Annotated in this window: 20 protein-coding genes; 14 read left to right on the top strand and 6 right to left on the bottom strand. The window is 71.9% G+C overall.

The window, feature by feature from the left end:
• Positions 1–64 precede the first annotated feature (64 nt).
• Positions 65–1,228: a trypsin-like serine peptidase gene (locus VIW71_RS21530; RefSeq protein ID WP_331624096.1), complete on the bottom strand. Its 1,164-nt coding sequence runs from the start codon at positions 1,226–1,228 to the stop codon at positions 65–67.
• A 339-nt stretch (positions 1,229–1,567) separates the two neighbouring features.
• Here VIW71_RS21530 and VIW71_RS21525 point away from each other — a divergent pair, with 339 nt between their 5' ends.
• The 5 genes from VIW71_RS21525 (at position 1,568) to VIW71_RS21505 (ending at position 8,093) form a co-directional block, all read left to right on the top strand.
• On the top strand, positions 1,568–2,914 hold the full coding sequence (locus VIW71_RS21525; protein ID WP_331624099.1) for a diaminobutyrate--2-oxoglutarate transaminase: 1,347 nt from the start codon (positions 1,568–1,570) through the stop codon (positions 2,912–2,914).
• Between the two features lie 109 nt (positions 2,915–3,023).
• Positions 3,024–4,889 (top strand): IucA/IucC family protein, encoded by a 1,866-nt coding sequence (locus VIW71_RS21520; RefSeq protein ID WP_331624095.1) that lies wholly within the window; start codon positions 3,024–3,026, stop codon positions 4,887–4,889.
• Positions 4,890–5,007: 118 nt separating this feature from the next.
• The gene (locus tag VIW71_RS21515) at positions 5,008–5,700 is read left to right on the top strand and encodes a GNAT family N-acetyltransferase (protein ID WP_331624093.1); all 693 of its coding nucleotides are present in this window, start codon (positions 5,008–5,010) and stop codon (positions 5,698–5,700) included.
• Between the two features lie 19 nt (positions 5,701–5,719).
• Positions 5,720–7,483 (top strand): IucA/IucC family protein, encoded by a 1,764-nt coding sequence (locus VIW71_RS21510; protein WP_331624092.1) that lies wholly within the window; start codon positions 5,720–5,722, stop codon positions 7,481–7,483.
• 55 nt (positions 7,484–7,538) lie between these two features.
• Positions 7,539–8,093 carry an FHA domain-containing protein gene (locus VIW71_RS21505; RefSeq protein ID WP_331624091.1) on the top strand — a complete coding sequence of 185 codons (555 nt, stop codon included), beginning with the start codon at positions 7,539–7,541 and terminating at the stop codon, positions 8,091–8,093.
• Here VIW71_RS21505 and VIW71_RS21500 read toward each other — a convergent pair.
• A complete protein-coding gene (locus VIW71_RS21500; RefSeq protein WP_331624090.1) occupies positions 8,071–9,348 on the bottom strand; it encodes a serine/threonine-protein kinase in 1,278 nt (425 codons plus the stop codon). The two genes, VIW71_RS21505 and VIW71_RS21500, sit on opposite strands and share 23 nt — an antisense overlap.
• Positions 9,335–10,513 carry an FHA domain-containing protein gene (locus tag VIW71_RS21495; protein ID WP_331624089.1) on the bottom strand — a complete coding sequence of 393 codons (1,179 nt, stop codon included), beginning with the start codon at positions 10,511–10,513 and terminating at the stop codon, positions 9,335–9,337. Before VIW71_RS21495 ends, VIW71_RS21500 begins: the two co-directional genes overlap by 14 nt.
• A 132-nt stretch (positions 10,514–10,645) precedes the next feature.
• On the opposite strand from VIW71_RS21495, the gene VIW71_RS21490 reads away from it, so the two are divergent.
• Entirely contained in the window at positions 10,646–12,640 is a 1,995-nt protein-coding gene (locus VIW71_RS21490) for an ATP-dependent DNA helicase (RefSeq protein WP_331624087.1), read from the top strand.
• 96 nt (positions 12,641–12,736) lie between these two features.
• Here VIW71_RS21490 and lexA read toward each other — a convergent pair whose 3' ends face one another.
• Complete coding sequence (gene lexA, locus VIW71_RS21485; RefSeq protein ID WP_331624086.1) at positions 12,737–13,516, bottom strand: transcriptional repressor LexA; 780 nt, start codon at positions 13,514–13,516, stop codon at positions 12,737–12,739.
• Positions 13,517–14,108: 592 nt separating this feature from the next.
• On the opposite strand from lexA, the gene nrdR reads away from it, so the two are divergent.
• The 8 genes from nrdR (at position 14,109) to VIW71_RS21445 (ending at position 22,745) form a co-directional block, all read left to right on the top strand.
• Positions 14,109–14,618, top strand: a complete 510-nt coding sequence (gene nrdR, locus VIW71_RS21480) for a transcriptional regulator NrdR (RefSeq protein WP_331624085.1) — start codon at positions 14,109–14,111, stop codon at positions 14,616–14,618.
• 115 nt (positions 14,619–14,733) lie between these two features.
• Entirely contained in the window at positions 14,734–17,658 is a 2,925-nt protein-coding gene (locus tag VIW71_RS21475) for a vitamin B12-dependent ribonucleotide reductase (RefSeq protein WP_331624084.1), read from the top strand.
• 323 nt (positions 17,659–17,981) lie between these two features.
• A complete protein-coding gene (locus tag VIW71_RS21470) occupies positions 17,982–18,587 on the top strand; it encodes a YdbC family protein (RefSeq protein ID WP_331624083.1) in 606 nt (201 codons plus the stop codon).
• The gene (locus tag VIW71_RS21465) at positions 18,575–19,516 is read left to right on the top strand and encodes a sigma factor-like helix-turn-helix DNA-binding protein (RefSeq protein ID WP_331624082.1); all 942 of its coding nucleotides are present in this window, start codon (positions 18,575–18,577) and stop codon (positions 19,514–19,516) included. Before VIW71_RS21470 ends, VIW71_RS21465 begins: the two co-directional genes overlap by 13 nt.
• A gap of 224 nt (positions 19,517–19,740) precedes the next feature.
• On the top strand, positions 19,741–20,403 hold the full coding sequence (locus VIW71_RS21460) for a phosphoglycerate mutase family protein (protein ID WP_331624081.1): 663 nt from the start codon (positions 19,741–19,743) through the stop codon (positions 20,401–20,403).
• Between the two features lie 56 nt (positions 20,404–20,459).
• Positions 20,460–21,365 (top strand): ADP-ribosylglycohydrolase family protein, encoded by a 906-nt coding sequence (locus VIW71_RS21455; protein ID WP_331624080.1) that lies wholly within the window; start codon positions 20,460–20,462, stop codon positions 21,363–21,365.
• A gap of 48 nt (positions 21,366–21,413) precedes the next feature.
• Positions 21,414–22,100 carry a ribonuclease HII gene (locus VIW71_RS21450; protein WP_331624079.1) on the top strand — a complete coding sequence of 229 codons (687 nt, stop codon included), beginning with the start codon at positions 21,414–21,416 and terminating at the stop codon, positions 22,098–22,100.
• A 54-nt stretch (positions 22,101–22,154) separates the two neighbouring features.
• Entirely contained in the window at positions 22,155–22,745 is a 591-nt protein-coding gene (locus tag VIW71_RS21445; RefSeq protein ID WP_331624077.1) for a hypothetical protein, read from the top strand.
• 3 nt (positions 22,746–22,748) lie between these two features.
• Here the strand turns inward: VIW71_RS21445 and VIW71_RS21440 are convergent, their stop codons facing one another.
• Positions 22,749–23,339 carry a hypothetical protein gene (locus VIW71_RS21440; RefSeq protein WP_331624076.1) on the bottom strand — a complete coding sequence of 197 codons (591 nt, stop codon included), beginning with the start codon at positions 23,337–23,339 and terminating at the stop codon, positions 22,749–22,751.
• Between the two features lie 210 nt (positions 23,340–23,549).
• Positions 23,550–25,727, bottom strand: coding sequence for a RecQ family ATP-dependent DNA helicase (locus tag VIW71_RS21435; protein WP_331624074.1), 2,178 nt, complete (start codon positions 25,725–25,727; stop codon positions 23,550–23,552).
• Positions 25,728–25,742: the final 15 nt, after the last annotated feature.

Genomic DNA, 25,742 nt, shown 5'->3' with positions numbered 1-25,742 from the left:
TCCCTCGGGAGGCGGTCCCCACCCGTTTTCCACAGCACGTTTCCCCAGCACACGCCGGCCTCGCTCAGCCGAATTTCGCGCTCACCGCATCGAACACGCTCTGCGCCTCCGGCCCCAGGCGCGGCCCCGCCAACCAGGTGTTCGTCACCGGCCCGATCGACGTATTGCTGACCAGCGCCGTCGTCCCGTCGGGGCGGACGGCGAACCACCCACCGCCCGAGGAACCGCCCGTCATCGTGCAACCCAGCCGGTACTCCGTCGGGGACTGAGGGCTCAGCGACAGCCGGCCCGGCCGGCCAACGCAGTCGTACATCCGCTGGCCGTCGAAGGGCGCCGCAGCGGGATAGCCCCAGGTCCCCACGGTGCCGATCCTCGTCGCCGAGGGCGCGTCGAACCACACCGGCATCGCCGCACCGACCGTCTCCTCCAGTGACCGGCCGCCCGTGCCCTGCGCCGGCGCCACGTGCAGCACCGCGAAGTCGTACGGCGATCCCTGGCCGCCCGACTCGGCGCCCGTGGCGATCCACTGGTCGGAGGTGGCGGCCCAGTCCGCCCAGAACACGCCGTACGGCGCCAGGACATCGCGGCCGTCGCCCCCGAACTCGGCGAGGCCGAGGGCACTGTCGTTGTAGGACGGAACGAAGGCGATGTTGCGGTACCAGCCGCCGGCCGCGCCCGCGTGCACGCAGTGGCCGGCCGTCCAGACCAGGTTGGACGCGCCGGGGCGGGCCGGGTCCGCCACCACCGTGGCCGAGCAGACCATCGACCCCCTGGGCCCGTCGAAGAACAGCTTCCCGACGCCGGGCGCGTTGGTGTGGTACGGCGGCGCGACTGGATGGGCCGGTACGGGCGCGGGCTCGGGGTCGGTCCTGCCCAGGTCGGCCGCCAGGTTCTCGGAGACACGCTTGTCGCTCTGGTTCGCGTCCCTCATCCGGTCGTCGCTCCACAGACCGTCGATCACCGGGTTGACGAACTCCTTCGACTTGCGCGGCCAGGTGTCCTTGGCCCAGTCCTTCCAGGCGCCGCGCCGGTACGCCTGTTCCCACTTCTTCAGGTCGTCCAGGCTGGTGGGGAAGGAGGTGGGGAGCCCGTAGTCGTCACCGGCCGTCACCGAACCGGTGGGCTCGGGGTCCGCCGAACTGCCGTTGAGGCCGCACCCGGTGGCCGCACCGGCGAGGAGTGCGGCCGTGGCCGCGGCGGCCACCAACGGCCTGCGTATCGATGGCATCGAGGGTGCTCCCTGAGTGTCGTTCGTGCCGACGGTCCGACAGACGCCGGTGAGGCGCCGCGCGGTTGCGCACGGAAAGTCTGCCGGACGGCCGTGATCGGCGCGTCACCCCGTCGTTAGTACGGACGGGGACGACTTGCACGGACGCCGATCCGGAGGAGAGAGCACGTGGCGGCCACTTCCAGCGCACCGGGACAACTGGTGCCACCGGCCGACGACTTCGACGTCAGCGAGGGGGCGGTGGGCTCCGCGAGCGGCTCGGGTGCCGCGGGGCCGCCGGGCTCCGCGGGTTCCCCGGGCAGCTGGGGTTCCGCGGGAACCAACGGTTCCGCCGGGTCCGTGGGAGAGGGGATTCTCCGTCGGCAGGCCCAGCGCGAATCCGCCGCGCGTACGTATGCCCGGTCGCTGCCCGTCGTGCCGGTCCGCGCCCGGGGGATGACCGTGGAGGGCGCCGACGGCCGCCGGTACCTGGACTGCCTGTCCGGCGCGGGCACCCTCGCCCTCGGTCACAACCACCCTGTCGTCCTGGAGGCCATCAAGGGCGTCCTCGACTCCGGCGCCCCACTGCACGTCCTCGACCTCGCCACACCGGTCAAGGACGCGTTCACCACCGCCCTGTTCGAGACCCTGCCGCCGGGGTTCGCCGACACCGCCCGCATCCAGTTCTGCGGTCCGGCCGGCACCGACGCCGTCGAGGCCGCCATCAAGCTCAGCCGGATCGCCACCGGCCGCGGCGGTCTCCTGGCTTTCTCCGGCGCCTACCACGGCATGACGGCCGCCGCGCTGGCCGCGACGGGCGACACGGCGGCCAGGGCCGGCGTCGGCGAAGCGGACGCGCGGATCACCCGGCTGCCGTACCCGTACGACTATCGTTGCCCGTTCGGGACCGGCGGCGACCGGGGTGCCGAGCTGTCCGCGCGCTGGACCGCGCACCTGCTGGACGACCCCAAGGGGGGCGTGCAGCCGCCCGCCGCGATGCTGCTCGAACCCGTGCAGGGGGAGGGCGGTGTGATCCCGGCGCCCGACGCTTGGCTGCGGCGGATGCGGCAGATCACCGCGGATCGCGGCATCCCGCTGATCGTGGACGAGGTCCAGACCGGGGTGGGGCGCACCGGCACCTTCTGGGCGGTCGAGCGCAGCGGCATCGTGCCCGACGTCATGGTGCTCTCCAAGGCGATCGGCGGCAGCCTCCCGCTCGCCGTGATCGTCTACCGCCAGGAGCTGGACGCCTGGCAGCCCGGCGCCCACGCGGGCACCTTCCGCGGTAACCAACTGGCGATGGCGGCCGGTACCGCCACCCTGCGCTACGTACGGCAGCACGCCCTGCATGAACGTGCCGAGACGGTCGGCTCGCGGATGCTGTGCCGTCTGCGCGGCCTCGCCGCCCACCACGCGTGCGTCGGCGACGTACGCGGGCGCGGACTGATGATCGGCGTCGAACTCGTCGACGCCGACGCCGGACCCGACGACCACGGGGCCCTGCCCGCGGCCCCGCAGCTCGCCGCCCGCGTGCAACGGGAGGCACTGCGCCGCGGCCTGATCGTGGAGCTCGGCGGCAGGCACGGCAGCGTCGTCCGGCTGCTGCCCCCGCTCACCATCACCGACGAGCAGACCGAGGCCGTCCTGGACCGACTCGCCGGAGCCATTGACGCCGCCCGGCGCGCACCCCGGGCGGCCACGGAATGAACGCACCTGTCCTCCCGCCCGCATCCGACCGCTCCCCGCGGCCCGCGCCGCGACGCGGTGACCCCCGACCGCACCGCCGCGCCGCGGTACCGACGAGTGGAGCCCTGGCATGACCGCATCCGTCCCCCTCGACCAGGCCGCCACAGCCACGACGTTGCCGCCCCAACGCGCGCACCCCGCCATGCCCGACCCCGATCCGCTGGGGCACCCCGATCCGTACGGTGCCGCCGACGCCGCCGGTACCGAGAACCTGCTCCGCTGCTGGGCCCGGGAAACCGGCGTCACCCGGACGGAGGACGGACTGCTGACCGTCCCGCTGCCCACCAGCGGCACCGAGGTACGGGCGGCCGTCCTCCACTGGTCCCCGACCGGGCACCACCGGCTCGGCCCCGCGTACATGGCGACGAGCGGCCCGTCTGCTGACGGCCTGACAGAAGCCGTTCCCGCAGCCACCGATCCCGGCGAACCCGGCCGCGCCCCACTGACCGCGGTGGCCCTGGCCGCCCTGCTGGCCCGCGAGGCCGGAGGCGGCGCCGCTGGGTCCGCCGACCTGGTCGCCCGGGTGGCCGACTCGGTACGGCGCACCGCCGCGTTCATCGCCGAGCGCCGCGAGCGGCCGGGACCGGCCGAGCCCGAACTGCCGTTCCTGGACTCGGAACAGGCGCTGATCCTCGGCCACCCACTGCACCCGGCGCCCAAGGCCCGCGAAGGGGTCGGGGATGCCGAGAGCGCCGCGTACTCGCCGGAGCGCCGTGGCTCCTTCTCCCTGCACTGGCTCGCCGTGGACTCCTCACTGCTCGCCACCGACTCCGCCTGGACCGACCGCGGGCGTACGGTGCCGGCGCCCGATCTGCTCGCCGCGCTCGCCGGACCGGGCCTCGCGCTCCCCGACAGCGCCGCCCCCCTTCCGCTGCACCCCTGGCAGGCCCGCGACATCCGCCACCGGCCGGACGTGCAAGCCCTGTTCGACGCCGGGCTGCTGCGCGACCTCGGACCGCTCGGCGATCCCTGGCACCCCACCTCGTCGGTCCGCACGGTCTACCGGCCCGGCGCCCCCACCATGCTCAAACTCTCGCTGGGCCTGCGCATCACCAACTCCCGCCGGGAGAACCTCCGCAGGGAACTACTGCGCGGCACCGAGGTCCACCGTCTGCTGCGCGGCGGCCTGGCCGCCCAGTGGCACGCCGTCCACCCCCGCTTCGACATCGTGCGCGACCCTGCCTGGCTCGGCGTGGACGGGCTGGACGGGGCACCCGTCCCGGGACTCGACGTGATGCTGCGGCACAACCCCTTCGGCCCCGGCGACCAGGCGCACTGCGTGGCCGGACTGACCTCGCCGCGGCCCTGGCCGGGCGAGCCGGCGCCAATGCCGTACTCCCGGCTGGCCGTACTCGTCGGGCGTCTCGCGGACCGCACCGGCAGGCCCCCCACGGCGGTGGCCACCGAGTGGTTCCTGCGCTACCTGGACGCGGTGGTCCGACCCGTGCTGTGGCTGGACGGCGAGGCGGGCATCGCCCTGGAGGCGCACCAGCAGAACACCCTCGTCCTGCTGGACGCCGATGGCTGGCCGTGCGGCGGACGCTACCGCGACAACCAGGGCTTCTACTTCCGTGCGTCCCACCGCGCGGCCCTCGAACGACGGCTGCCCGGCATCGGCGCCGCCAGCGACACCTTCGTCGCTGACGAGACCGCCGACGAACGCTTTGCCTACTACCTCGGCATCAACAACGTCCTCGGTCTGATCGGCGCCTTCGGCTCCCAGCGGCTGGCCGACGAACAGGTGCTGATCGCCGCCTTCCGCCGCTTCCTCACCCGGGCGGGCGGGCACAGCACGCTGCCCGAGCAGCTGCTCGGCCTCCCGCGGTTGCGCTGCAAGGCCAACCTGCTGACCCGGCTGCACGGGATGGACGAACTAGTCGGCCCTGTGGACACCCAGTCGGTGTACGTCACGATCCCCAACCCGCTGGCCCGCTGAGCGCCCCCGCAGCCGGGCAGCGCGCGCCCCGAAACCCCGCGGCCCCGCACCGCGGCGGGCGGGGACCCAACAACCCCGGAACCAAGAGTCCGCACCCCCGGAAGAGGAAGGAGTTCCGTTGCCACCCGCCGACTCCGGCACCGAGGACACCCTCGACCTGAAACTGCCCCCCGAAGTCGCCGCCCTCTCCGCCGACACCCCCACGGCGCCCGCGGACGACGACGGCCACGGACCCCTGGCCGACCTGCTCGACAACATCGCCGCCTGGGACGCCGCCGAGACGCCCGCCGGGTCTTTCCGGCTGGTACCGGTCGGCGTCGACCGTGACCTCGCCCTGATCACCCGCTGGATGAACGACCCGGCCGTCGCGGAGTTCTGGGAACTCGACGGCGACGAGCACATCACCGAGAAGCACCTGAGCGCACAGCTCCACGGCGACGGCCGCAGCGTCCCCTGCCTGGGCGTCCTGGACGGCACCCCGATGAGCTACTGGGAGATCTACCGCGCCGACCTCGACCCGGTCGCCCGCTACTACCCGGCCCGGCCGCACGACACCGGCGTCCACCTGCTCATCGGCGGCGTCGCCGACCGCGCCCGGGGCCTGGGCGGCACCCTGCTGCGTACCGTCTCCGGGCTGGTCCTGGACCACCGGCCCGCCTGCACCCGCGTCGTCGCCGAACCCGATCTGCGCAACACCCCCTCCGTCTCCGCGTTCCTGACAGCGGGCTTCCGCCTGTCCGCCGAGGTCGAACTCCCCGGCAAGCGCGCCGCGCTGATGATCCGCGACCGCGTGCTGCGCCACCTCCTCTGAACCCCCGCCGGAGCCCACCGTGATCCCAGCACCCCCGTCCGACGCCGCCGCCTGGCAGCACGCGGCCCGGCGTCTGCTCGCCAAGATGCTCGCCGAGTTCGCGTACGAGGAGGTGATCGTCCCGGTGCCCGAGCCCGCCGTGGGCCCCGCCTCGTACCGCCTGACGCTCAGCCCCGAGATCACCTACCGGTTCCGCGCGCGCCGGGGGTCGTACGGCAGCTGGTACGTGGACGCGGACAGCATCGGGCCGACCGGCGACCCGCTGCACTTCCTGACGCACGGCCACGACGGTGTGCTGGGGCTCGGCGGGGACACCACCGGGCACCTGATCAGGGAACTCCTTGCCACGCTGCGCGCCGACGTACGGCTGGACGCCACCGCGTTACTGGTGGCCGAACTCGCCGACCTCGACTACGCGGAGCTCGAAGGGCATCAGACCGGCCATCCCTGGCTGGTCGCCAACAAGGGGCGTATCGGATTCTCGGACGCCGACGCGGCCCGCTGGGCCCCCGAAGCGCGCACGCACCAACGGCTGCCGTGGATCGCCGTCCACCGCGACCTCGCCCAGTACCGCGGCACCGCCACGCTGGCCACCCCCGATCTGCTCTACGCGGAGGAGCTCGCCCCCGCCACCCTCGACCACTTTCGCCACACCATCGCCGACCGGGACCGCGACCCCGCCGACTACCTGCTCCTGCCCGTGCACCCGTGGCAGTGGGACCAGGTCGTCGCCCCGCTGTTCGCGCCCGCGATCGCCGACGGATCCATCATGCACCTCACCACTGACAACGACCTCCGGCTGCCCCAGCAGTCGGTCCGCACCTTCCTCAACATCAGCCGCCCCGAACGGCGTACCGTCAAGCTCCCGCTGTCCGTTCTCAACACCCTGGTCTGGCGCGGCCTGCCCACCGAACGCACCCTCGCCGCCCCCGCCGTGACCGCCTGGGTGCACGAGGTACGCGACCAGGACCGCTTCCTGCGCGACGAGACACGGGTGATCCTGCTCGGCGAGGTCGCCTCCGTCACCGTCGCCCACCCCCAGTACGACGGGCTGCCCACCGTCCCGTACCAGTACCGGGAGCTGCTCGGCTGCATCTGGCGCGAACCGCTGACCGCATACCTCGACCCCGGCGAACGCGCCCGCACCCTGGCCGCGCTGCTGCACACCGACCCGGCGGGACGCGCGTTCACGGCGGAACTCGTGGAGCGCTCCGGACTGGCCCCGCGGGTCTGGCTGCGGCATCTGTTCGCGGCTGTGCTGCCCCCGTTGCTGCACTTCCTCTACCGCTACGGCACGGTCTTCTCCCCGCACGGCGAGAACGCCATCGTGGTCTTCGACGAGCACGACGTTCCGGTGCGGCTGGCGGTCAAGGACTTCGTGGACGACATCAACATCTCCGCGCCGGCGCTGCCGGAACACGCCTCCCTGCCGGCGGCCGTCCGCGCCGTACTGCTCACCGAGCCGCCGGAATTCCTCACCCAGTTCATCCACTCGGGGCTCTTCGTAGGCGTGCTGCGCTATCTCGCACCGCTGTGTGAACGGCAACTGGACGTGCCGGAAGCGGAGTTCTGGGCCCTCGTCCGCGACGAGATCCTGCGCCACCAGGCTCGCTTTCCCGAACTCAGTGAGCGGTTCATCACCTTCGACCTGCTCACCCCGCGGATCGACCGGCTCTGCCTGAACCGCAACCGCCTTCACCTCGACGGCTACCGCGACCGTGCCGAGCGCCCGCACGCCGCCGTCCACGGCACTGTCCACAACCCCCTGCACGCGGCCCCCTGACGCCCCGTCGAGTCGATACGATTGCGGTATCGGATGTGGAGGCGAGGAGGCGGGGATGCCCGAGGCGACCGGCGTCGGAGCCTGCCCGGAGTGCGGTACGACGGGTGTGCAGCCGGGCCAGCTCGTGTGCCAGGGCTGCTTTGTGCCTTTCTCCCTGATGACGCCGGTACGGGACGAGGACAGCGATCCCGATCCCACCGCGGTGCTGCCCCAGGTGGAGCCGGACGCCGAACACACCCGGGTGATGAGCCGGGTACCCGGTTCGCTGCCCCGCCAGGCCAAGACCCGCAGGGACGCACCTCCCCGGGCGCTGCGGCTGCGTTTCCCCAGTGGGGAGATCGTGCCCGTGGAACCCGGTGTCCGCATACGGCTCGGGCGCGACGCCCAGTACTGCCCGGCCGTCAGCTTCCTCGCCGTGCACGACAACCTGTCCCGGCTGCACGCCACGATCGGAGTCGAGATCGACGGCTCCGCCTGGATCACCGACGAGGGCTCCACCAACGGCACGTGGGTGCACGGCTACCGGCTGGCCACCGACGAGCGCGCGCCGCTGCGCCCGGGCGACACCTTCCGGCTCGCTGCCGACGTCACCGTTCGGGTACTGCTCTGACCGCGGCATAGGAGGCCACGCAGCGCGCCAGCGGATGGTCGGCGCCCAGCGCGTCGGCGGTGTTGCGCGCCAGCTCGTCCAGGCGGCGCACCACGGCCGCGGCGCCGTTCAGCCCCTCCAGCGCCCGGGCCCGGCCGAAGAGCGCCGCGAAAGAGGCGGCCTCGTTCTCCCCGTGCTCGGCACTCTGTCGGGCGACCTGCTGAAGCGCCTGCCAGTAGCGCCGGTCGGCGTCCGCGAACCGGCCCGCGGCGAGCAGCCCCTCACCCTCCTCCAGCAGCGTCCACAGCACATGGCGGGCGCCGCGGTCGAGCGCCGTGGGGGTACGCGGCACGGGCGTGCGACTCCGTATCGCGCGCAGCCGGGCGGCCACCTCGCTCGCGCTGACCGGCCGGTCCGCAGGCTGCTTCGCAAGCATCCGGTGCACCAGATGGGCGAGTTCGGCCGGCACCTCGGGGCGGCGGTTCTCGATCCGCTCCGGGACCTCGTGCACGTGCAGATACGCGTAGCCGACCGCCGAGTCCGCGGTGAACGGCGGCCCCTCCGCGAGCATCGCGTACAGCACGCAGCCCAGCGAGTACAGGTCGGACTGCTCGGTGACTTCCCGCCCCTGCGCCTGCTCGGGCGAGAAGAACGGCGGGGAACCCATCACCGCGTGCGGATCGGTGTAGCGGGTCAGCGAGGGGTCGCGCGACGCCACCAGGCCGAAGTCGCAGATCTTGACGTTGCCGTCGGGCAGCAGCATCAGGTTCTCCGGTTTGACGTCCCGGTGGACGAGCCCGCGCTCGTGCGCGTGCTGCAGCCCGGCGCAGATCTGCGCGCCGTACGACAGCACGTCCGCCACCGGCAGCCCGCCGCGGGCCAGCAGCACCTGCCGGAAATCGGTGCCCTCCAGCAGTTCCATGACGATGTAGGGCCGACCCGCGTGCTCGCCGGTGTCGTGGACGGTCGCCACGTTCGGGTGGCTCAGCGCCGCGGCGGCCATCGCCTCCCGGCGGAACCGACGCTGGCGCTGATCGCGCTCGCCGTCCGCCCACTCGGCGCGCAGCGTCAGCACCTTCACCGCCACCCGGCGGCCCAGGCCCTCGTCACGGGCCGCGTACACCCGCCCGAAACCGCCGCCGCCCAGCGACTCCTCCAGGCGATAGCGACCACTGAGGACCGTACCGACCTCGATCTCGCCCGACACACCGTCCCCGCTCACCGAAGGGTCACCGATCGCCCGTTCGCGGCCTGCTGAAGGCTCACTGATGCTCATCGTCCCGCCCGTCCGCCCGACCCACCTCGTGCCACTGCCGCGGCACGCTCAGCATCGTCGGGTCCGCGCCGGCCCCGGTCTGCCACGGTCCGACCGTACCGTCCGTCACGTCCTCCTCGAAGACGAACTGACGACCGCTGGGCAGCAGTTCCAGTCGATCGTGCAGCACGATCGAGTCGCCCCGGCGCAGCTTCCACACCGTGCCGCGGTGCAGCGGCAGCAGCTCGTCGCCGGTCGGGCGGACGCGGCGCACCCGTGTCCCGTTGGCGCTGCGCTCGTCCACCACCGTCAACCCCGTGCCCTCGTAACGCAACACCACATGGGTGCGGCTCACCGAGTCGACCGCCGCGTCGTCGATCCACGCGCCGAGCGCCACCCCGCCGTCGGCCGGCGCGCGGCCGACCGCGAGCGGCTCGCCCGCCGTCACCATGAAGCGGCCCCTGACCGTGCCGTCCATCACCACCTTGACCTGGGCGCGGCGCGGACGGGGGCCGGCGTCGGTGAGCGGCAGGCCGTGCGTCGGGCAGAGCACCTTGTCCCGGCGGCGGCGCGGCAGGGCGTTGCTCGGCCGGTCACCGGCTCCGAAGAGCGGGCAGCCCGGCTCGGGGCAGCGCCAGTCCCGGCTGAGCACGGAGCGGTGCGCGGACGGCGCCCAGCGGCGGTAGACCCCCGCTTCCAGCAGCAGCCCTTCCTCCTCCTTGCGGGAGACCTCCCACTCCGGTGCCACGGGCATGATCCGCGGCCGTACGCCCAGGCGGCCGTCGGGCAGCGCGAAGGGGCGCAGAAAACGGTCGCGGTTGCCCGGAATCCACGGATAGGCGCGGTGGAAGTCGAGGAAATTGTCGGCGCTCACCACCCGCAGTTCCAGCGCGTCCGCCAACTCCAGAATCCGGTCGTCGGCACGCGGCAGCACCTCAAGGAGACCGTCCCGGTACCAGCGGTCGAGTCGCTGCCGCTCGTCGGCTGTCAGCCGTCCGTCGGTGAGCAGGGAGCGGTCGGTGATCGCGTACACCTGTACGGCGGGGTCGCGGGCGAATTCCGCGAGTGCGCCGAGGAGCCCTTCCAGCCTGGTCAGATCCGCCGCTCTCTCGCCGCCCAGCGCAGGTTCGCGTACGGCATTCGCTACGTCGATGACGTATTCGGCGGCGGAGGCATCCAGCGTCAAACGGCTCTCGCACTGCATATGACCAGAAGCTAGCACCGCCCGACCGCGAGGACCCCGGGAATGTCCGGGGAATGACCGGGACCGGCGGACTCGGGCGGCGTTGTCAGTGGTTCGCCGTAGGCTGGCCACCCTATGGAACCCACGACCGTCCCCCCATCCTCAGCGGGGGGATCCCCAGCCCTCACCGACCTGCTGCACGCCGCCGTCACCGCCGTCGGCGGGGTGGAGCGGGCCGGCCAGGTCACCATGGCCGAAGCCGTCAAGGCAGCCGTGGACGGCCAGTCCCATCTGCTCGTGCAGGCGGGCACCGGCACCGGAAAGTCCCTGGGCTATCTGGTGCCCGCGCTCGCCCACGGCGAGCGGGTGGTGGTGGCCACCGCCACCCTGGCCCTCCAGCGGCAGCTCGTGGAGCGCGACCTGCCCCGCACGGTCGAGGCGCTGCGCCCCCTCCTGCGGAGGGAACCGCAGTACGCGATGCTCAAGGGCCGCTCGAACTACCTGTGCCTCCACCGCCTCCACGAGGGTGTGCCGCAGGACGAGGATGACGGCCTCTTCGACCCCTTCGAGGCCGCCGCGCCGACCAGCAAGCTCGGCCAGGACCTGCTGCGGCTGCGCGACTGGGCGGACGAGACCGAGACCGGCGACCGCGACGGCCTCACCCCGGGCGTCTCCGACCGTGCCTGGAGCCAGGTCTCGGTCACCTCCCGCGAGTGTCTGGGCGCCACCAAGTGCGCTTACGGGGCGGAGTGCTTCGCCGAGGCCGCCCGCGAGCGTGCCAAGCTCGCCGACGTGGTGGTCACCAACCACGCGCTGCTGGCGATCGACGCCATCGAGGGCGCACCGGTGCTGCCCGGTCACGAGGTACTGATCATCGACGAGGCCCATGAGCTGGTCTCGCGGGTCACCGGCGTCGCCACCGGCGAACTCTCGCCGATCGGTGTCAACCGCGCGGTCAAACGCGCCGCCAAGCTGGTCAACGAGAAGGCGGCCGACGCGCTGCTCAGCGCCGGCGAGGGCTTCGAGCGTGTGATGGAGCTGGCCCTGCCCGGGCGCCTGGAGGAGATCCCGGAAGACCTCGGCTACGTGCTCGCCGCGCTGCGCGACGCCTGCCGCCAGGTGATCACCGCTCTCGGAGACACCCGCGACAAGTCCGTCCAGGACGAGGACGCGGTCCGCAAACAGGCCCTCGCCTCGGTCGAGCACGTCCACGAGGTCAGCGAACGGCTGCTGCTGGGCTCGGAGTACGACGTGGTGTGGTGCGAGCGGCACGACCGCTTCGGGGCGTCGCTTCGGGTCGCGCCGCTGACCGTCTCCGGGCTGCTGCGCGAGAAGCTGTTCACCGAGCGGTCGGTGGTCCTCACCTCCGCCACCCTCAAGCTGGGCGGCGACTTCAACGGCGTGGCCGCCTCGCTGGGACTGGCCCCGGAAGGCACCGAGGGCGAGGACGTGCCGCCCTGGCAGGGCATCGACGTCGGTTCGCCCTTCGATTACCGCAAGCAGGGCATCCTCTACGTGGCCAGGCATCTCAACCAGCCCGGCCGGGACGCCAACCGCGAGGACATGCTCGACGAACTCGCCGAGCTGATCGAGGCGGCGGGCGGCCGTACGCTCGGGCTGTTCTCGTCCATGCGCGGCGCCCAAGCGGCGGCTGAGGCGCTGCGCGGGCGGCTGGACCACCCGGTGCTGCTCCAGGGCGAGGAGACCCTCGGCGAGCTGATCCGTACGTTCTCGCAGGACGCGCGCACCTGCCTTTTCGGGACGCTGTCGCTGTGGCAGGGCGTGGACGTGCCGGGGGTGAACTGCCAGTTGGTGGTGATGGACCGCATCCCGTTCCCGCGGCCCGACGATCCGCTGATGAGTGCCCGGCAGAAGTCGGTGGAGGAGCATGGCGGCAATGGCTTCATGGCGGTCGCGGCGACCCACGCGGCACTGCTGATGGCTCAGGGGGCCGGGCGGCTGATCCGGGCGAGCGGCGACCGGGGAGTGGTGGCCGTCCTCGACCCGAGGCTGGCGACGGCCCGCTACGGCGGGTTCCTGCGCTCCTCGATGCCGGAGTTCTGGTACACCACGGACCGCAACCAGGTACGGAAGTCGCTGGCGGCGATCGACGCGGCGGCGAAGGGCTGACAGGGACCGTAGGGCCGTACGCGGCCTGCGGCCGGTACAGCGGGGCCCCGGAATCGGCACAGTGATTCCGGGGCCCGGTCGGAGAAGGCGCGCCGGTCAGATGCGCCGCAGCACCGCCACCACCTTGCCGAGAATGGTGGCCTCGTCACCGGGGATGGGCTGGTACGCCGCGTTGTGCGGCAGCAGCCACACATGGCCGTTGTCCCGCTTGAACCGCTTCACGGTGGCCTCGCCGTCGAGCATCGCCGCGACGATGTCGCCGTTCTCCGCGACGGGCTGGCGGCGTACCGTCACCCAGTCGCCGTCGCAGATGGCGGCCTCGATCATCGAGTCGCCGACCACCTTGAGGACGAAGAGTTCGCCGTCGCCGACCAGTTGGCGGGGGAGGGGGAAGACGTCCTCGACCGACTCCTCGGCGAGGAGGGGGGAGCCGGCCGCGATACGGCCGACCAGCGGCACGTAGGAGGCGGAGGGCTTGCCGGTGGTGTCGGTGGGTTGCGGATGGCCGGCGTCGGAGGCGCGGACCTCGTACGCCCGCGGCCGGTGCGGATCGCGCCGCAGGAACCCCTTGCGCTCCAGCGCCATGAGCTGATGGGCCACTGAGGAGGTGCTGGACAGTCCCACGGCCTGGCCGATCTCGCGCATGGACGGCGGATATCCGCGGCGCTGCACCGAGTCCCTGATGACCTCGATGACGCGCCGCTGCCGTTCGGTGAGCCCCGAGCTGTCGGCGCGAATACCCGGGGGCCGTCCGGGAAGTGAGCGCGCGGGCCTCGGGGTGTTCTCTTCGTTCATCACGTCCAACGGGCCGATTCGATCCGGGGTGCGGTCAGGTGCGGTCACTGGGGAAGTGACGCTCTCTGCGGTGGTGGTCACTACGGCCCCTTTCGAGATGTTCTCCACCGCATGGACTGCGGTCGGCCCGGCCTCACGGGCCCGGGCGGTTAGTACAACGGTAGTGGGTTTCGAAAGGTTGCGCCAAACACACGTTCGAGTGAATTTGTATAAATCCGCTGACGTGATCAAGGTACTGGGTGTATGACTCGAATGAAAGTTCGATTGCGGCGTTTGCGGCGTTTCCCTGAAGCGCTCGTTCCGAGTCCGCTCCGGAAGGCGTCGGGAATCCGTCCGGCTCCCGTCGGGGTGGCCTCGGAAAGGCTCCGGGAAGGCGCCATCAGTGTGTCACCGCCACCCCGGTGGCGGGTCGAACGACGCGTTCACCTACGCTCTGAGGCACCCCGAGTCCGCTCCGTGGTCGCGACACGCGGATCGGACCCCCGGGTCCACGGCCACCAGATCTAGTGGTTGGATGGGACCGGGCCACCACAAGTTGTGGTTGCGAAGCGGATCCAACGGCTCCTGTGTCGGTGTGATCGCCTATGCTTGTGGCTGCTTCGGGGGTCGGGAACGGTCTCGCGCAAGCCTCTTTGTCGTGCGCTCACCATCGGTGAGGAAGGGAGTGGGAACGATGCACTGCCCCTTCTGCAGGCACCCCGACAGCCGTGTCGTGGACAGTCGTACGACCGACGACGGGGCCTCGATCCGCCGCCGGCGCCAGTGCCCGGACTGCGGCCGGCGGTTCACCACCGTCGAGACCGCGTCCCTGATGGTGATCAAGCGCAGCGGCGTCACTGAGCCGTTCAGCCGGAACAAGGTGATCGCCGGCGTACGCAAGGCGTGCCAGGGCCGGCCCGTCACCGAGGACGCCCTCGCCCAGCTCGGGCAGCGCGTCGAAGAGGCTGTCAGAGCCACCGGCAGCGCCGAGCTGTCGACCCACGACGTGGGACTGGCCATACTCGGCCCGCTCCAGGACCTCGACCTGGTCGCGTATCTGCGCTTTGCCTCCGTGTACCGCGCGTTCGATTCGCTCGAGGACTTCGAGAGGGCCATCACGGAGCTGCGCGAGCAGCTCCCCCCCACCACTCCTGGCGGGCTCGACGCGGACCTCGGAGTCCCCGCGCCCGCGGCCGTCGACTGAGCGGCGCCCAGGACCCGGATGTGCCGGAGCGCCCCGTGCGCGAAGGCGGCAGACAACATCGTGTTGCGGGAAGATCCGCGCACTTCAGGGCGTTTTGCCCGTATAGGGAGGCGGAATGACAGAGACGACGAGCGGCCCGGCACGCGGTTCGCGCACCAAGGGGTCGAAGGCGAGCAAGGGCCTGCGGGTCGAGCGCATCCACACCACCCCCGGCGTGCATCCGTACGACGAGGTGGTCTGGGAGCACCGTGACGTCGTCATGACCAACTGGCGCGACGGGTCGATCAACTTCGAGCAGCGCGGCGTGGAGTTCCCCGACTTCTGGTCGGTGAACGCGGTCAACATCGTCACCAGCAAGTACTTCCGCGGCGCGGTCGGCGGTCCGCAGCGCGAGAGGAGCCTCAAACAGCTCATCGACCGCGTCGTGCGCACCTACCGCGCGGCGGGCGAGCAGCACGGGTACTTCGCGTCCCCCGCGGACGCCGAGATCTTCGAGCACGAGCTGACGTACGCCCTGCTGCACCAGGTCTTCAGTTTCAACAGCCCGGTGTGGTTCAACGTGGGCACCGCCCAGCCCCAGCAGGTATCCGCCTGCTTCATCCTGTCCGTCGACGACTCCATGGAGTCGATCCTCGACTGGTACAAGGAAGAGGGCATGATCTTCAAGGGCGGCTCCGGCGCCGGCTTGAACCTGTCCCGTATCCGCTCCTCCAAGGAACTGCTCTCCTCCGGCGGCAACGCTTCCGGGCCGGTCTCCTTCATGCGCGGCGCGGACGCCTCCGCGGGCACCATCAAGTCCGGCGGCGCCACCCGCCGGGCGGCCAAGATGGTCGTCCTGGACGTGGACCACCCGGACGTCGAGGCGTTCATCGAGACCAAGGTCAAGGAGGAGGAGAAGATCCGCGCCCTGCGCGACGCGGGCTTCGACATGGACCTGGGCGGCGACGACATCACCTCCGTCCAGTACCAGAACGCCAACAACTCGGTCCGGGTCAACGACGAGTTCATGAAGGCGTACGAATCCGGCTCGAAGTTCGGCCTGCGGGCCCGGATGACCGGCGAGGTCATCGAGGAGGTCGACGCCAGGGCGCTCTTCCGCAAGCTGGCCGAGGCCGCCTGGGCCTGCGCCGACCCGGGCATCCAGTACGACGACACGATCAACCACTGGCACACCTCGCCGGAGACCGGCCGGATCACCGCCTCCAACCCGTGCAGCGAGTACATGCACCTGGACAACTCCAGTTGCAACCTCGCCTCGCTGAACCTGCTGAAGTTCCTGCGTGACGACGGCGAGGGCAACCAGGTCTTCGAAGCCGAGCGCTTCGCCAAGGTCGTCGAGCTGGTCATCACCGCGATGGACATCTCCATCTGCTTCGCCGACTTCCCGACCCAGAAGATCGGCGAGACCACCCGGGCCTTCCGCCAGCTCGGCATCGGTTACGCCAACCTGGGCGCGCTGCTGATGGCGACCGGGCACGCGTACGACTCCGACGGCGGCCGGGCGCTGGCCGGCGCCATCACCTCCCTGATGACCGGCACGTCCTACCGGCGGTCCGCCGAACTCGCCGCGGTCGTCGGCGCGTACGACGGCTACGCCCGCAACGCGGACGCCCACAGCCGCGTCATGAAGCAGCACGCGGACGCCAACGCCGTGGCCAGGCGCATGGACGACCTCGACACTCCGGTGTGGGCGGCGGCCACCGAAGCCTGGCAGGACGTCATCCGGCTCGGCGAGAGGAACGGTTTCCGTAACGCGCAGGCGTCGGTGCTGGCGCCCACCGGCACCATCGGCCTGATGATGGACTGCGACACCACCGGAGTGGAGCCGGACCTGGCTCTGGTCAAGTTCAAGAAGCTGGTCGGCGGCGGCTCCATGCAGATCGTGAACAACACGGTCCCGGCGGCGCTCAAGCGGCTCGGCTACCAGGGCGAGCAGATCGAGGCGATCGTCGCCCACATCGCCGAGCACGGCAACGTCATCGACGCGCCCGGCCTCAAGCACGAGCACTACGAGGTGTTCGACTGCGCCATGGGCGAGCGGGCGATTTCCGCCATGGGGCACGTCCGGATGATGGCCGCCGCGCAGCCGTTCCTGTCCGGCGCCATCTCCAAGACGGTGAACCTGCCGGAGTCGGCCACCGTCGAGGAGGTCGAGGAGGTCTACTTCGAGGGCTGGAAGCTCGGCCTCAAGGCGCTGGCGATCTACCGCGACAACTGCAAGGTCGGCCAGCCGCTGTCCGCCAAGAAGAAGCAGGAGGCCGTGGCGGAGGCCGTCGCCGAGGCTCCGGCGCAGGTCGAGAAGGTCGTCGAGTACCGTCCGGTCCGCAAGCGCCTGCCCAAGGGCCGTCCCGGCATCACCACGTCCTTCACCGTCGGCGGTGCCGAGGGCTACATGACGGCCAACTCCTACCCGGACGACGGCCTGGGTGAGGTCTTCCTCAAGATGTCCAAGCAGGGCTCCACCCTCGCGGGCATGATGGACGCGTTCTCCATCGCCGTGTCGGTCGGCATGCAGTACGGCGTCCCGCTGGAGACATACGTATCGAAGTTCACCAACATGCGGTTCGAGCCGGCCGGCCTCACGGACGATCCGGACGTGCGGATGGCGCAGTCCATCGTGGACTACATCTTCCGCCGCCTGGCGCTGGACTTCCTGCCGTTCGAGACCCGGTCCGCCCTCGGCATCCACTCCGCCGAGGAGCGCCAACGGCACCTGGACACGGGCTCGTACGAGCCCACGGAGGACGAGCTCGACGTGGAGGGCCTGGCGCAGTCCGCTCCCCGCGAGGTGGAGCGGCGCGAGGTGGAGTCGAGCGGGACGCAGCCCCGTGGAACCGAGTCCCGCACACGGCTGTCGGTCGCCAAGCCCGCCGCGGCCGCGCCCGCCCCCAAGGAGGCCCACAACTCCACCGAGCTCCTGGAGATCCAGCTCGGCCTCAACGCCGACGCCCCGCTCTGCTTCTCCTGCGGCACGAAGATGCGCCGCGCCGGAAGCTGCTACCTCTGCGAGGGCTGCGGGTCGACCAGCGGGTGCAGCTGACAACCGCGCGCGAGCGCGTCACGGGCAACGTCCTGGCGTAGCCCGCGGACGTGGCTGACGCAGCGGACAGGGGGGACCGGTTACCGGCCGGTCCCCCTCGTCGTGCCCCCGGCCGGATGGGCGAGGTCCCCGGATCGTGCTGTCCGGTGAGAGTCTGCCGAGGGCAGGGCCGACGGCGTCGGTGACCGTCGGCCGGGTGCGCCGGTGATCGTCGCCCGGTGCGCCAGGGGCGTCGGTGGGCAGGGCTGGAGGCGGGCGGTACCGGCAGGCTGCGGGGAGGCTGTTGGGGCGAGAGAGGGGCTCAACGCCACTACGATGGCGCGGTGTTGGTGAAGTGGATACGGTGCGGCGTCGTCGATCGGGCCGGTTTCGACCGGGGACAGCGCGGGTGGGCGGCGCTCAGGGGGCAGCCCGGGTTTCGCGGCCAGGGCGGCGGCTGGAGCCGGGCACAGCCCGGGGTGGCGCACATCTTCGCGTTCTGGGACGGGCAGCGCTCCTACGACGCCTTCATGGCCGGTCCGCACGACGGCATCGCGGTGGCACAGCACGGCACCTTCGAGATGCTCACCGTGCGGCTCTTCGAACACCGGCTGGATGTGAAGGTCGGTTTCGAGCCGCGGTTCGACGACACGGATCTGCTGCGGGTGGCGCTGTGCAAGGTGCGGCCCGACCGCGTCGACCACTTCACTGCGGTGCAGGAACGGGTGTGGAATCCCGCCATGGCCGGTTCGCCGGGCATGCTGCGCGGTGTATTCGGCGAGGGCGCCGGGGACGACTTCCTGGTGCTGTCGATGTGGGATTCGGCGACCGAACACGGCAAGTACCGCGACGGAGCGGTGGCGCGGCTGTCCGAACGCGCCGGACTGGACGCCGACGTGGTGTCCGTGGCGGGTGATGTGGTGGATGTGGTGCAGGCGTGGACGGTCTGAGGGAAGACGGTGCCGCCGCCGGGGAGGCCGCGACGGCGGGCGGTGACGGTCTCGCCGCTCAGCGAATACGGCTGTTCGGGGCCGCGTACCGGATGCTGGGTTCGGCCCGCGGCGCGGAAGACGTCGTACGGGACGCGGTCGCCGGGCTGGCGCGGCTGGGTCCTGGCGCACCCGGTGATCCGTATGCCTGGCTGGTGCGCGAGGTGTTCGGCGACGCTCTGCACCACGGTGAGACGGCGCGCGGACGGCGTGAGGCGCAGGCTGGGCCCTGGCTGCCCGAGCCGGTGCTGACCGAGGACGGCGTGCTGGACCGGTTGGAGAGCGCGGAGGGGCGCGAGTCCGTGTCGATGGCGCGCCTCGTCCTGCTGGAACGGCTGCCGCCGGCCGAGCGGGCCGCATATGTGCTGCACGAGGTCTTCGGCTACGGGCCCGCGGAGACCGCGGCGGTGCTGGGTCTGACAGAGGCGCGCTGCCTGGCGATGTGGCGGCGGGCCAGGCAGCGGGTGGCGGAGGGGGAGGGCGCGGCGCGCGCCGAGGAGAGCGGGGAGCAGCGGCGACTGGTGGTGACGGAGCTGATACGTGCCGCGGCCGAGCAGGACCAGCCGGCGCTGGAGGAACTGCTGGCCGACGACGTGGTGGCCTGGTCGGACGGGGGCGGGCGGCCGGGCGTGGTGCGGCGTCCGGTGCTGGGCGCGCGGAAGGTGGGGCGCTTCCTCGCGGGGCTGGCGGTGAAGATCCCGGCGGGGACGCGGGCGCGTGCGGCCGAGGTCAACGGCGAGGTGGCGGTGGTGGCCACGGCCGGGGCCGAGATTCTGGGCGTACTGGTGCCGGAGTTCGGGGGGCAGGGTTTGGTCGGCATCCGTACGGTGTCGGACCCGGCGAGGCTGGTGTACTTCAGCAGGCAGTGGGCGGCGCGGGCGGCGGGCTGACCGCGGGAGACGTTGCGCTGCGACGGGCCGGCCGGGTTGGTGCCGGCTGCACGGGCGGCTGGGCCGGTGCCGGTCGCGGTGAGTCCGGCGCGGGGCCCGGCTCTCCGCTATGGGTCCAGGCCCGGCCTCGGGGCTCCGCTCCGGCTCGGGCGCGTTCAGGCTTCGGTCTCCGCTCCGGCGCGACCGCCGAGCCGGAGGGATGAGCGGGCAATAGGCTGATCTTCATGGGACGCCCTCGCCGCATCGTGCTCATCCGTCACGGCGAGTCCCAGGGCAACGAGGACGACACCATCTACGAACGGGTGCCGGACCATGCCCTGGAGCTCACCGCCGGCGGTCGGCGGCAGGCCGCGGAAGCCGGGGCGCAACTGCGCGAGCTGTTCGGCGGGGAGCGGGTGCAGGCGTTCGTGTCGCCGTACCGACGCACCTGGCACACCTACCAGGCGCTGGGCCTGGACCCTTGGCTGGTCCGAGCGCGGGAGGAGCCGCGGCTGCGTGAGCAGGACTGGGGCAACTGGCAGGACGTGGACGACATCCAGCGGCAACGCACGGCACGCGACGCCTACGGCCACTTCTTCTACCGCTTCGCGATGGGGGAGAGCGGCGCCGATGTCTACGACCGGGTCGGCTCGTTCCTGGAGACGCTGTACCGGGCCTTCGAGAAGCCGGACTTCCCGTCGAACGTCCTGCTGGTCACGCACGGGCTGACCATGCGGTTGTTCTGCATGCGTTGGTTCCACTGGACGGTGGAGGAGTTCGAGACGCTGTCCAACCCGGCCAACGCCGAGACCCGCTCACTGCTGCTCGGACCCGACGGCCACTACTTCCTCGACCGGCCGTTCGAGCGGTGGGGCACCCCCGGCCCGCCGGGCGGCGGCGCCGGGTGAGTTGCGGCACACGGTGATTGACCCGGATCAGGAGCGCTGTCAGAGTTCTCGACGCCATGACCGCTGACTCCTCCGAAGCCGCACGTACCTCCCGCGCCCTGGCCAGCCTCCGTGGGCTGGCGGTCGGGGACGCACTGGGATCGCAGTTCTTCGTCCCCGCCAACTATGCGTTGCTGCAGCACGGCGAGCTGCCGCCCGGTCCCTGGGGCTGGACCGACGATACGGAGATGGCCTGTTCGGTGCTGGCGGTCGTGGTCCGGTACGGGCGCATCGACCAGGACGCTCTGGCGCTGTCCTTCGCCGAGCACCACGACTTCGACCGCGGCTACGGCCCGGCCGTGAACCGGATGCTGCGGCTGATCCGGCAGGAGGGCGCGGACTGGCGGGAACTGGCCGCGGGTCTGTTCAACGAGCAGGGGTCATGGGGCAACGGAGCCGCGATGCGGGTGGCGCCGCTGGGCGCCTGGTACGCCGGCGACCCCGCAGAGGCCGCCCACCAGGCGGAGCTCTCGGCGTACCCGACCCACCAGCACCGCGAGGCGGTGGCCGGCGCGACGGCGGTGGCCGTCGCCGCCGCGCTCACCGCCGACCCGGCCGGCCCGCGGGACCCCGAGGCGCTGCTCGGCGCGGTGCTGGACCTCGTACCGCGCAGCGCCGTGCATTCCGGAATCGGGCGAGCCCGCGACATGCTCGACGACGCCGACGTGGCGACCGTCGCCGCCGTGCTCGGCTGCGGGCGGCGGACCAGCGCCCACGACACGGTGCCGTTCACGTTGTGGGCAGCGGCCCGGAATCTCGGTGACTACGAGCGCGCGTTCTGGACAACGGCGCGAGCGGGCGGTGACGTGGACACCACCTGCGCCATCGTCGGCGGCATGGTCGCGTCCCGGCCGGGCGGCGAACCGCCGCGTACATGGACCGAACGGACCGAAACCCTTCCGGAGTGGGCCGCCACGGCCTGAACGCCCCCCTGTGGCGGCCGTTTCGCCGAAGGGTAGTCTGAAGCTGCCATGGCCTACGAACCACCTACTCACAGCGTCGAACGCTCGATGCGCGCCACCCTCGGGGTGCGGACCGTCGCCGGTGTGGACGAGGTGGGGCGCGGTGCCTGGGCCGGACCCGTCACCGTGTGCGCCGCAATCACCGGACTGCGCCGCCCGCCGGACGGCCTGACCGACTCCAAACTCATCACCCCCAAGCGCCGCACGCGGCTCGCCGCCGTCCTCACCGAGTGGGTGAGCTCGTATGCGCTCGGCCACGCCTCTCCGGAGGAGATCGACGGGTTCGGGATGACGGCCGCGCTGCGGATGGCGGCGGAACGCGCGCTGGCGGCGCTTCCAGAGCAGCCCGACGCGGTCATCCTCGACGGCAAGCACAACTACCTGGGCGGGTCCTGGCAGGTGCGGACCGTCATCAAGGGAGACCAGTCGTGTGTCGCGGTGGCCGCCGCATCCGTCATCGCCAAGGTGCGGCGGGATGCCGCGATGGCCGAACTCGGCCTGGAATACGCCCCGTTCGCATTCGCGGAGAACGTTGGATATCCCTCGCCCGTCCACCGCGCCGCCCTTGAGGAGCTGGGCCCGACCGCGCTGCACCGCCTGTCCTGGTCGTACCTGGACGCCATGCCGCGCTGGCAGCACCTGAAGAAGGTCCGGGAGGGCGTCGACACAGGGGAACAACTCGGTTTCGATTTCTGATCCAGGCCCCGTCCCCCGCTGCGCATTCACTGCGTATTTGATAGACATCAACTCATGCCTCTCACCCCCGAGGAGCCTCCGATTCACGAGAGTGTCCCGGGTCCCCGCACTGCTCCGGCCAGCGGCCGGAGTGCGTCGGCCCCCCGTCCCGTACCCGGTCCGCCGCGGCCCCCGGTGCCGCGACCGGCGCCGCCGAAGGCAGCCACCCCGGCGCCGCCGCGGCGTGCCTCCGTTCCCGAACCCGCCGCCGAACCCACCACCGCCCGGATCCAGTTGATCCCCGCTCCCGTGTCCGGCGCCGTCGACGCCGCGGACGAGACGGTGGACCTGCTGCTGGACACCGGCCGTCCGCCCGGCGAGATCCTTGTCCTCACCACCGGCGACCCGCACCCCTGGGCCGCGCACGAACTCTCCTTCGGCGAGGCCTCCTACTGGGCTCAGCACGACGCGGCCGACGACGTCTTCTACGCCGACATCCGCGCCGAACGCGCCACCGGCCGGCCCGTCGTGGTCGTGGCGATGAACGGCGGCACTGACGAAACGATGCCTCGCGCACTCGCGGGTGCGCTCTCCCGCGCGGGGGTGCTGCTCATCGTGTGCGGCGACCCGGCCAGGATCAACACGCTGCTGGGTGCGAGCGCCTGACGGTCAGAGCACGGCGGCCCGGGGCAGTGGCCGCGGGGTCCCGCTGGAAAGCGGCGCCGATGCGGTCGCTGCCCGCCGGGACCAGGAGGTGGCGTTCGGCGTTCGACCGGTGCGGTTCTCACCGATGACGCTCCACCCGTCGCCGGTGAGCGCCACGTACGACCCGCAGCGCAGGCCGTGCAGGACACAGGCGTCCCGCAGACCCCACATCCACGCGCCGTCCTCCTCCGTCCACCCGGTGGAGCCGTCCCGGCAGACGAGCAGTACGGCGGTCCGCACCGGGTGGCGCAGCCGCAGGTCGTGCGGGATCACCCGGCGCAGATGGGACAGCAGGGCGTTGCGCCGCTCCCAGCCGTCCACCACGCCACCGCGACCGGTGAACGACGCGCTCGCCCGTATCCGCCCGTCCGCGTCGTACACCGCGACCACCGCCGTGGACGGGCACGGCAGGTGCCGGGCGTGCAGGTCCTTGATCACGTCACGCGGATTGGCCAGCAACGGCACTACGGCGCCGGTCCAGTCGGCCGGTTCCAGATTGCGCGTGGCGCGGGAGGCGGTAGCGGTGGACGTCGCCGTAACGAAGCCTATGGTCACGGTCCTCCCTTCACGGATACACCCGTGGACCGGCTGCGGGCACACGCCGGTCAGGGGGCTCCAAGAGCCGATCGGGGATCCGCCCCCAATTCTTCCTCCCGTGTTGCTGTGCGGCAACGGGCAATTGGAGTCTCCGACCGGTATGGACCTGTCCGCCGTATAGATCCCCGCCGACTCGCGGCCGTCCGCTGTCCGCTGGCCACCGCCCGCTCATCCCTGAACCGCCAGGACCAGCGGGAACACCGCGGTTGCCCCGGCTCGCCGCAGCAGCCGAGCGACGACCGCGAGGGTCCACCCGGTGTCCGCGAAGTCGTCCACCAGCAGCACCGGACCCGGTGTCTGTCGGAGCGCCGCAGTCAACTCACCGGACAGCGAGAAGGCTCCCTGCAGCGCCCGCACCCGCTGCGCACTGTTGCTGCGCGGCACGCCGCCGGGGTCGCCGTTCTCCGCGTAGTCCACCTGGCCGAGCAGCGGTATCCGGCCGACTCCCGAGATCCGGGCGCTCAGCGACTCGACCAGTCGGCCGTGCCGCCGCGAGGCGACGCCCACCACGCCGACCGGGCGCTCGGGCGCGTCCGGCTCTCCGCAGGCCCAACCACCGGGACCCGTGGCCCACTCGGCGAGCACCTGCACCACCGCGTCCACCGCGTCGGGTGGCACCGGCTGGTCGGCGGCGCCCTCGGCGAACAGCGGGCGAAGGCGGTTGCCCCAGCCGATGTCGGAGAGCCTGCCCAGGGCCCGGCCCGGCGCCGCCTGTTCGGCGGCCGGGATCCGGCCCTTGAGCGCCACCCCTGTCGCCTCCAGGCCGGTCGGCCACATCTTGCGCGGCTCCAGCTCGACGCCGGGCCGGCCGAGGGCAGCCCGGGCGGCATCCAGTGCAGCGGTGGAGACCTCCACCGGGAAACGGGCGCCCGCGCAGTTGTCACACCGCCCGCACGGCGCGGCCTGCCCGTCGTCCAGTTGCCGGCGCAGGAACTCCATCCGGCAACCCGTCGCGTTCGCGTACTCCCGCATCGCCTGCTGCTCGGCCTCGCGCTGACGCGCCACCCAGGCGTAGCGCTCGGTGTCGTAGCCCCAGGGCTTCCCGGTGGCGGTCCATCCGCCGCGCACCCGGCGTACGGCGCCGTCCACGTCCAGCACCTTGAGCATGATCTCCAGCCGGGAGCGGCGCAGATCGACGCGAGCTTCGAGCGCGGGGACGGACAGCGGCCTCTCCGCTGCGGCGAGGATGTCCAGCGTGCGCCGGACCTGCTCCTCCGGTGGAAAGGCGAGGGACGCGAAATACCGCCAGATCGACGCGTCCTCAGGGCCGGGAAGCAGCAGCACCTCGGCGTGGTCGACGCCGCGTCCGGCCCGGCCGACCTGCTGGTAGTACGCGATCGGCGACGAGGGCGATCCGACGTGGACGACGAACCCGAGATCGGGTTTGTCGAAGCCCATGCCCAGCGCCGATGTGGCCACCAGTGCCTTGACCCGGTTGGCGAGCAGGTCGGCCTCGGCGGCCTGGCGTTCGGCGTTCTCCGTCCGGCCGGAGTAGGAGGCCACCACGTAGCCGCGCTGCCGCAGGAAGGCGGTGATCTCGTCCGCGGCGGCCACTGTCAGGGTGTAGATGATGCCGGAGCCCGGGAGTGCGCCGAGGTGGTCGGCGAGCCAGGCCAGCCGGTGGGCGGCGTCCGGCAGCCTCAGCACGGCGAGTGACAGACTCTCGCGGTCCAGCGGCCCGCGCAGCACGAGCGCGCCTTCCTCGTCGCCGGAGGTACCGGTGCCGAGCTGCTCCGCCACATCGGCGGTCACCCTGGCGTTCGCCGTCGCCGTCGTGGCCAGGACGGGCACGCCCGGCGGCAGATCGGCGAGCATCGTGCGCAGCCGCCGATAGTCGGGGCGGAAATCGTGGCCCCAGTCCGAGATGCAGTGCGCTTCGTCGACGACGAGAAGGCCCGTCGTCGCAGCGAGCTTGGGCAGCACCTGATCGCGGAAGTCCGGGTTGTTGAGCCGCTCCGGGCTCACCAGCAGCACGTCCACCTCGCCGGCTGCGACCCCGGCTTCGACGTCTCCCCACTCCTCGCTGTTGGAGGAGTTGATGGTGCGGGCCCTGATTCCCGCCCGCGCCGCGGCCTCCACCTGATTGCGCATCAGAGCGAGCAGCGGTGACACGATCACCGTCGGTCCGCTGCCGCGTTCGCGGAGCAGGGCCGTCGCCACGAAATAGACCGCCGACTTGCCCCATCCGGTGCGCTGCACGACCAGGGTTCTGCGGCCGTGCGCGACCAGTGCCTCGACGGCGAGCCACTGGTCCTCACGGAGCCTCGCGGCGCCCGGCTCGGCGCCGACGAGTCGGCTCAGTACGGTGTCGGCCGCGGTACGCAGCGCGGTGGTCGTTTCGGTCATGGCTCCATGCAACCC

It is taken from the genome of Streptomyces sp. (assembly GCF_036524955.1).
In the GTDB taxonomy this organism is placed as follows: domain Bacteria; phylum Actinomycetota; class Actinomycetes; order Streptomycetales; family Streptomycetaceae; genus Actinacidiphila.
Note: the sequence above shows the minus strand (reverse complement) of the source record. Positions and strands in the feature narration are given on the sequence as shown.

Excerpts from the sequence above, each read along its gene's own strand:
- VIW71_RS21530 (WP_331624096.1), bottom strand. The coding sequence starts at position 1,228 with ATGCCATCGATACGCAGGCCGTTGGTGGCCGCCGCGGCCACGGCCGCA.
- VIW71_RS21520 (WP_331624095.1), top strand. The coding sequence starts at position 3,024 with ATGACCGCATCCGTCCCCCTCGACCAGGCCGCCACAGCCACGACGTTG.
- VIW71_RS21505 (WP_331624091.1), top strand. The coding sequence starts at position 7,539 with ATGCCCGAGGCGACCGGCGTCGGAGCCTGCCCGGAGTGCGGTACGACG.
- VIW71_RS21500 (WP_331624090.1), bottom strand. The coding sequence starts at position 9,348 with ATGAGCATCAGTGAGCCTTCAGCAGGCCGCGAACGGGCGATCGGTGAC.
- VIW71_RS21490 (WP_331624087.1), top strand. The coding sequence starts at position 10,646 with ATGGAACCCACGACCGTCCCCCCATCCTCAGCGGGGGGATCCCCAGCC.
- nrdR (WP_331624085.1), top strand. The coding sequence starts at position 14,109 with ATGCACTGCCCCTTCTGCAGGCACCCCGACAGCCGTGTCGTGGACAGT.
- VIW71_RS21475 (WP_331624084.1), top strand. The coding sequence starts at position 14,734 with ATGACAGAGACGACGAGCGGCCCGGCACGCGGTTCGCGCACCAAGGGG.
- VIW71_RS21460 (WP_331624081.1), top strand. The coding sequence starts at position 19,741 with ATGGGACGCCCTCGCCGCATCGTGCTCATCCGTCACGGCGAGTCCCAG.
- VIW71_RS21455 (WP_331624080.1), top strand. The coding sequence starts at position 20,460 with ATGACCGCTGACTCCTCCGAAGCCGCACGTACCTCCCGCGCCCTGGCC.
- VIW71_RS21450 (WP_331624079.1), top strand. The coding sequence starts at position 21,414 with ATGGCCTACGAACCACCTACTCACAGCGTCGAACGCTCGATGCGCGCC.
- VIW71_RS21445 (WP_331624077.1), top strand. The coding sequence starts at position 22,155 with ATGCCTCTCACCCCCGAGGAGCCTCCGATTCACGAGAGTGTCCCGGGT.
- VIW71_RS21435 (WP_331624074.1), bottom strand. The coding sequence starts at position 25,727 with ATGACCGAAACGACCACCGCGCTGCGTACCGCGGCCGACACCGTACTG.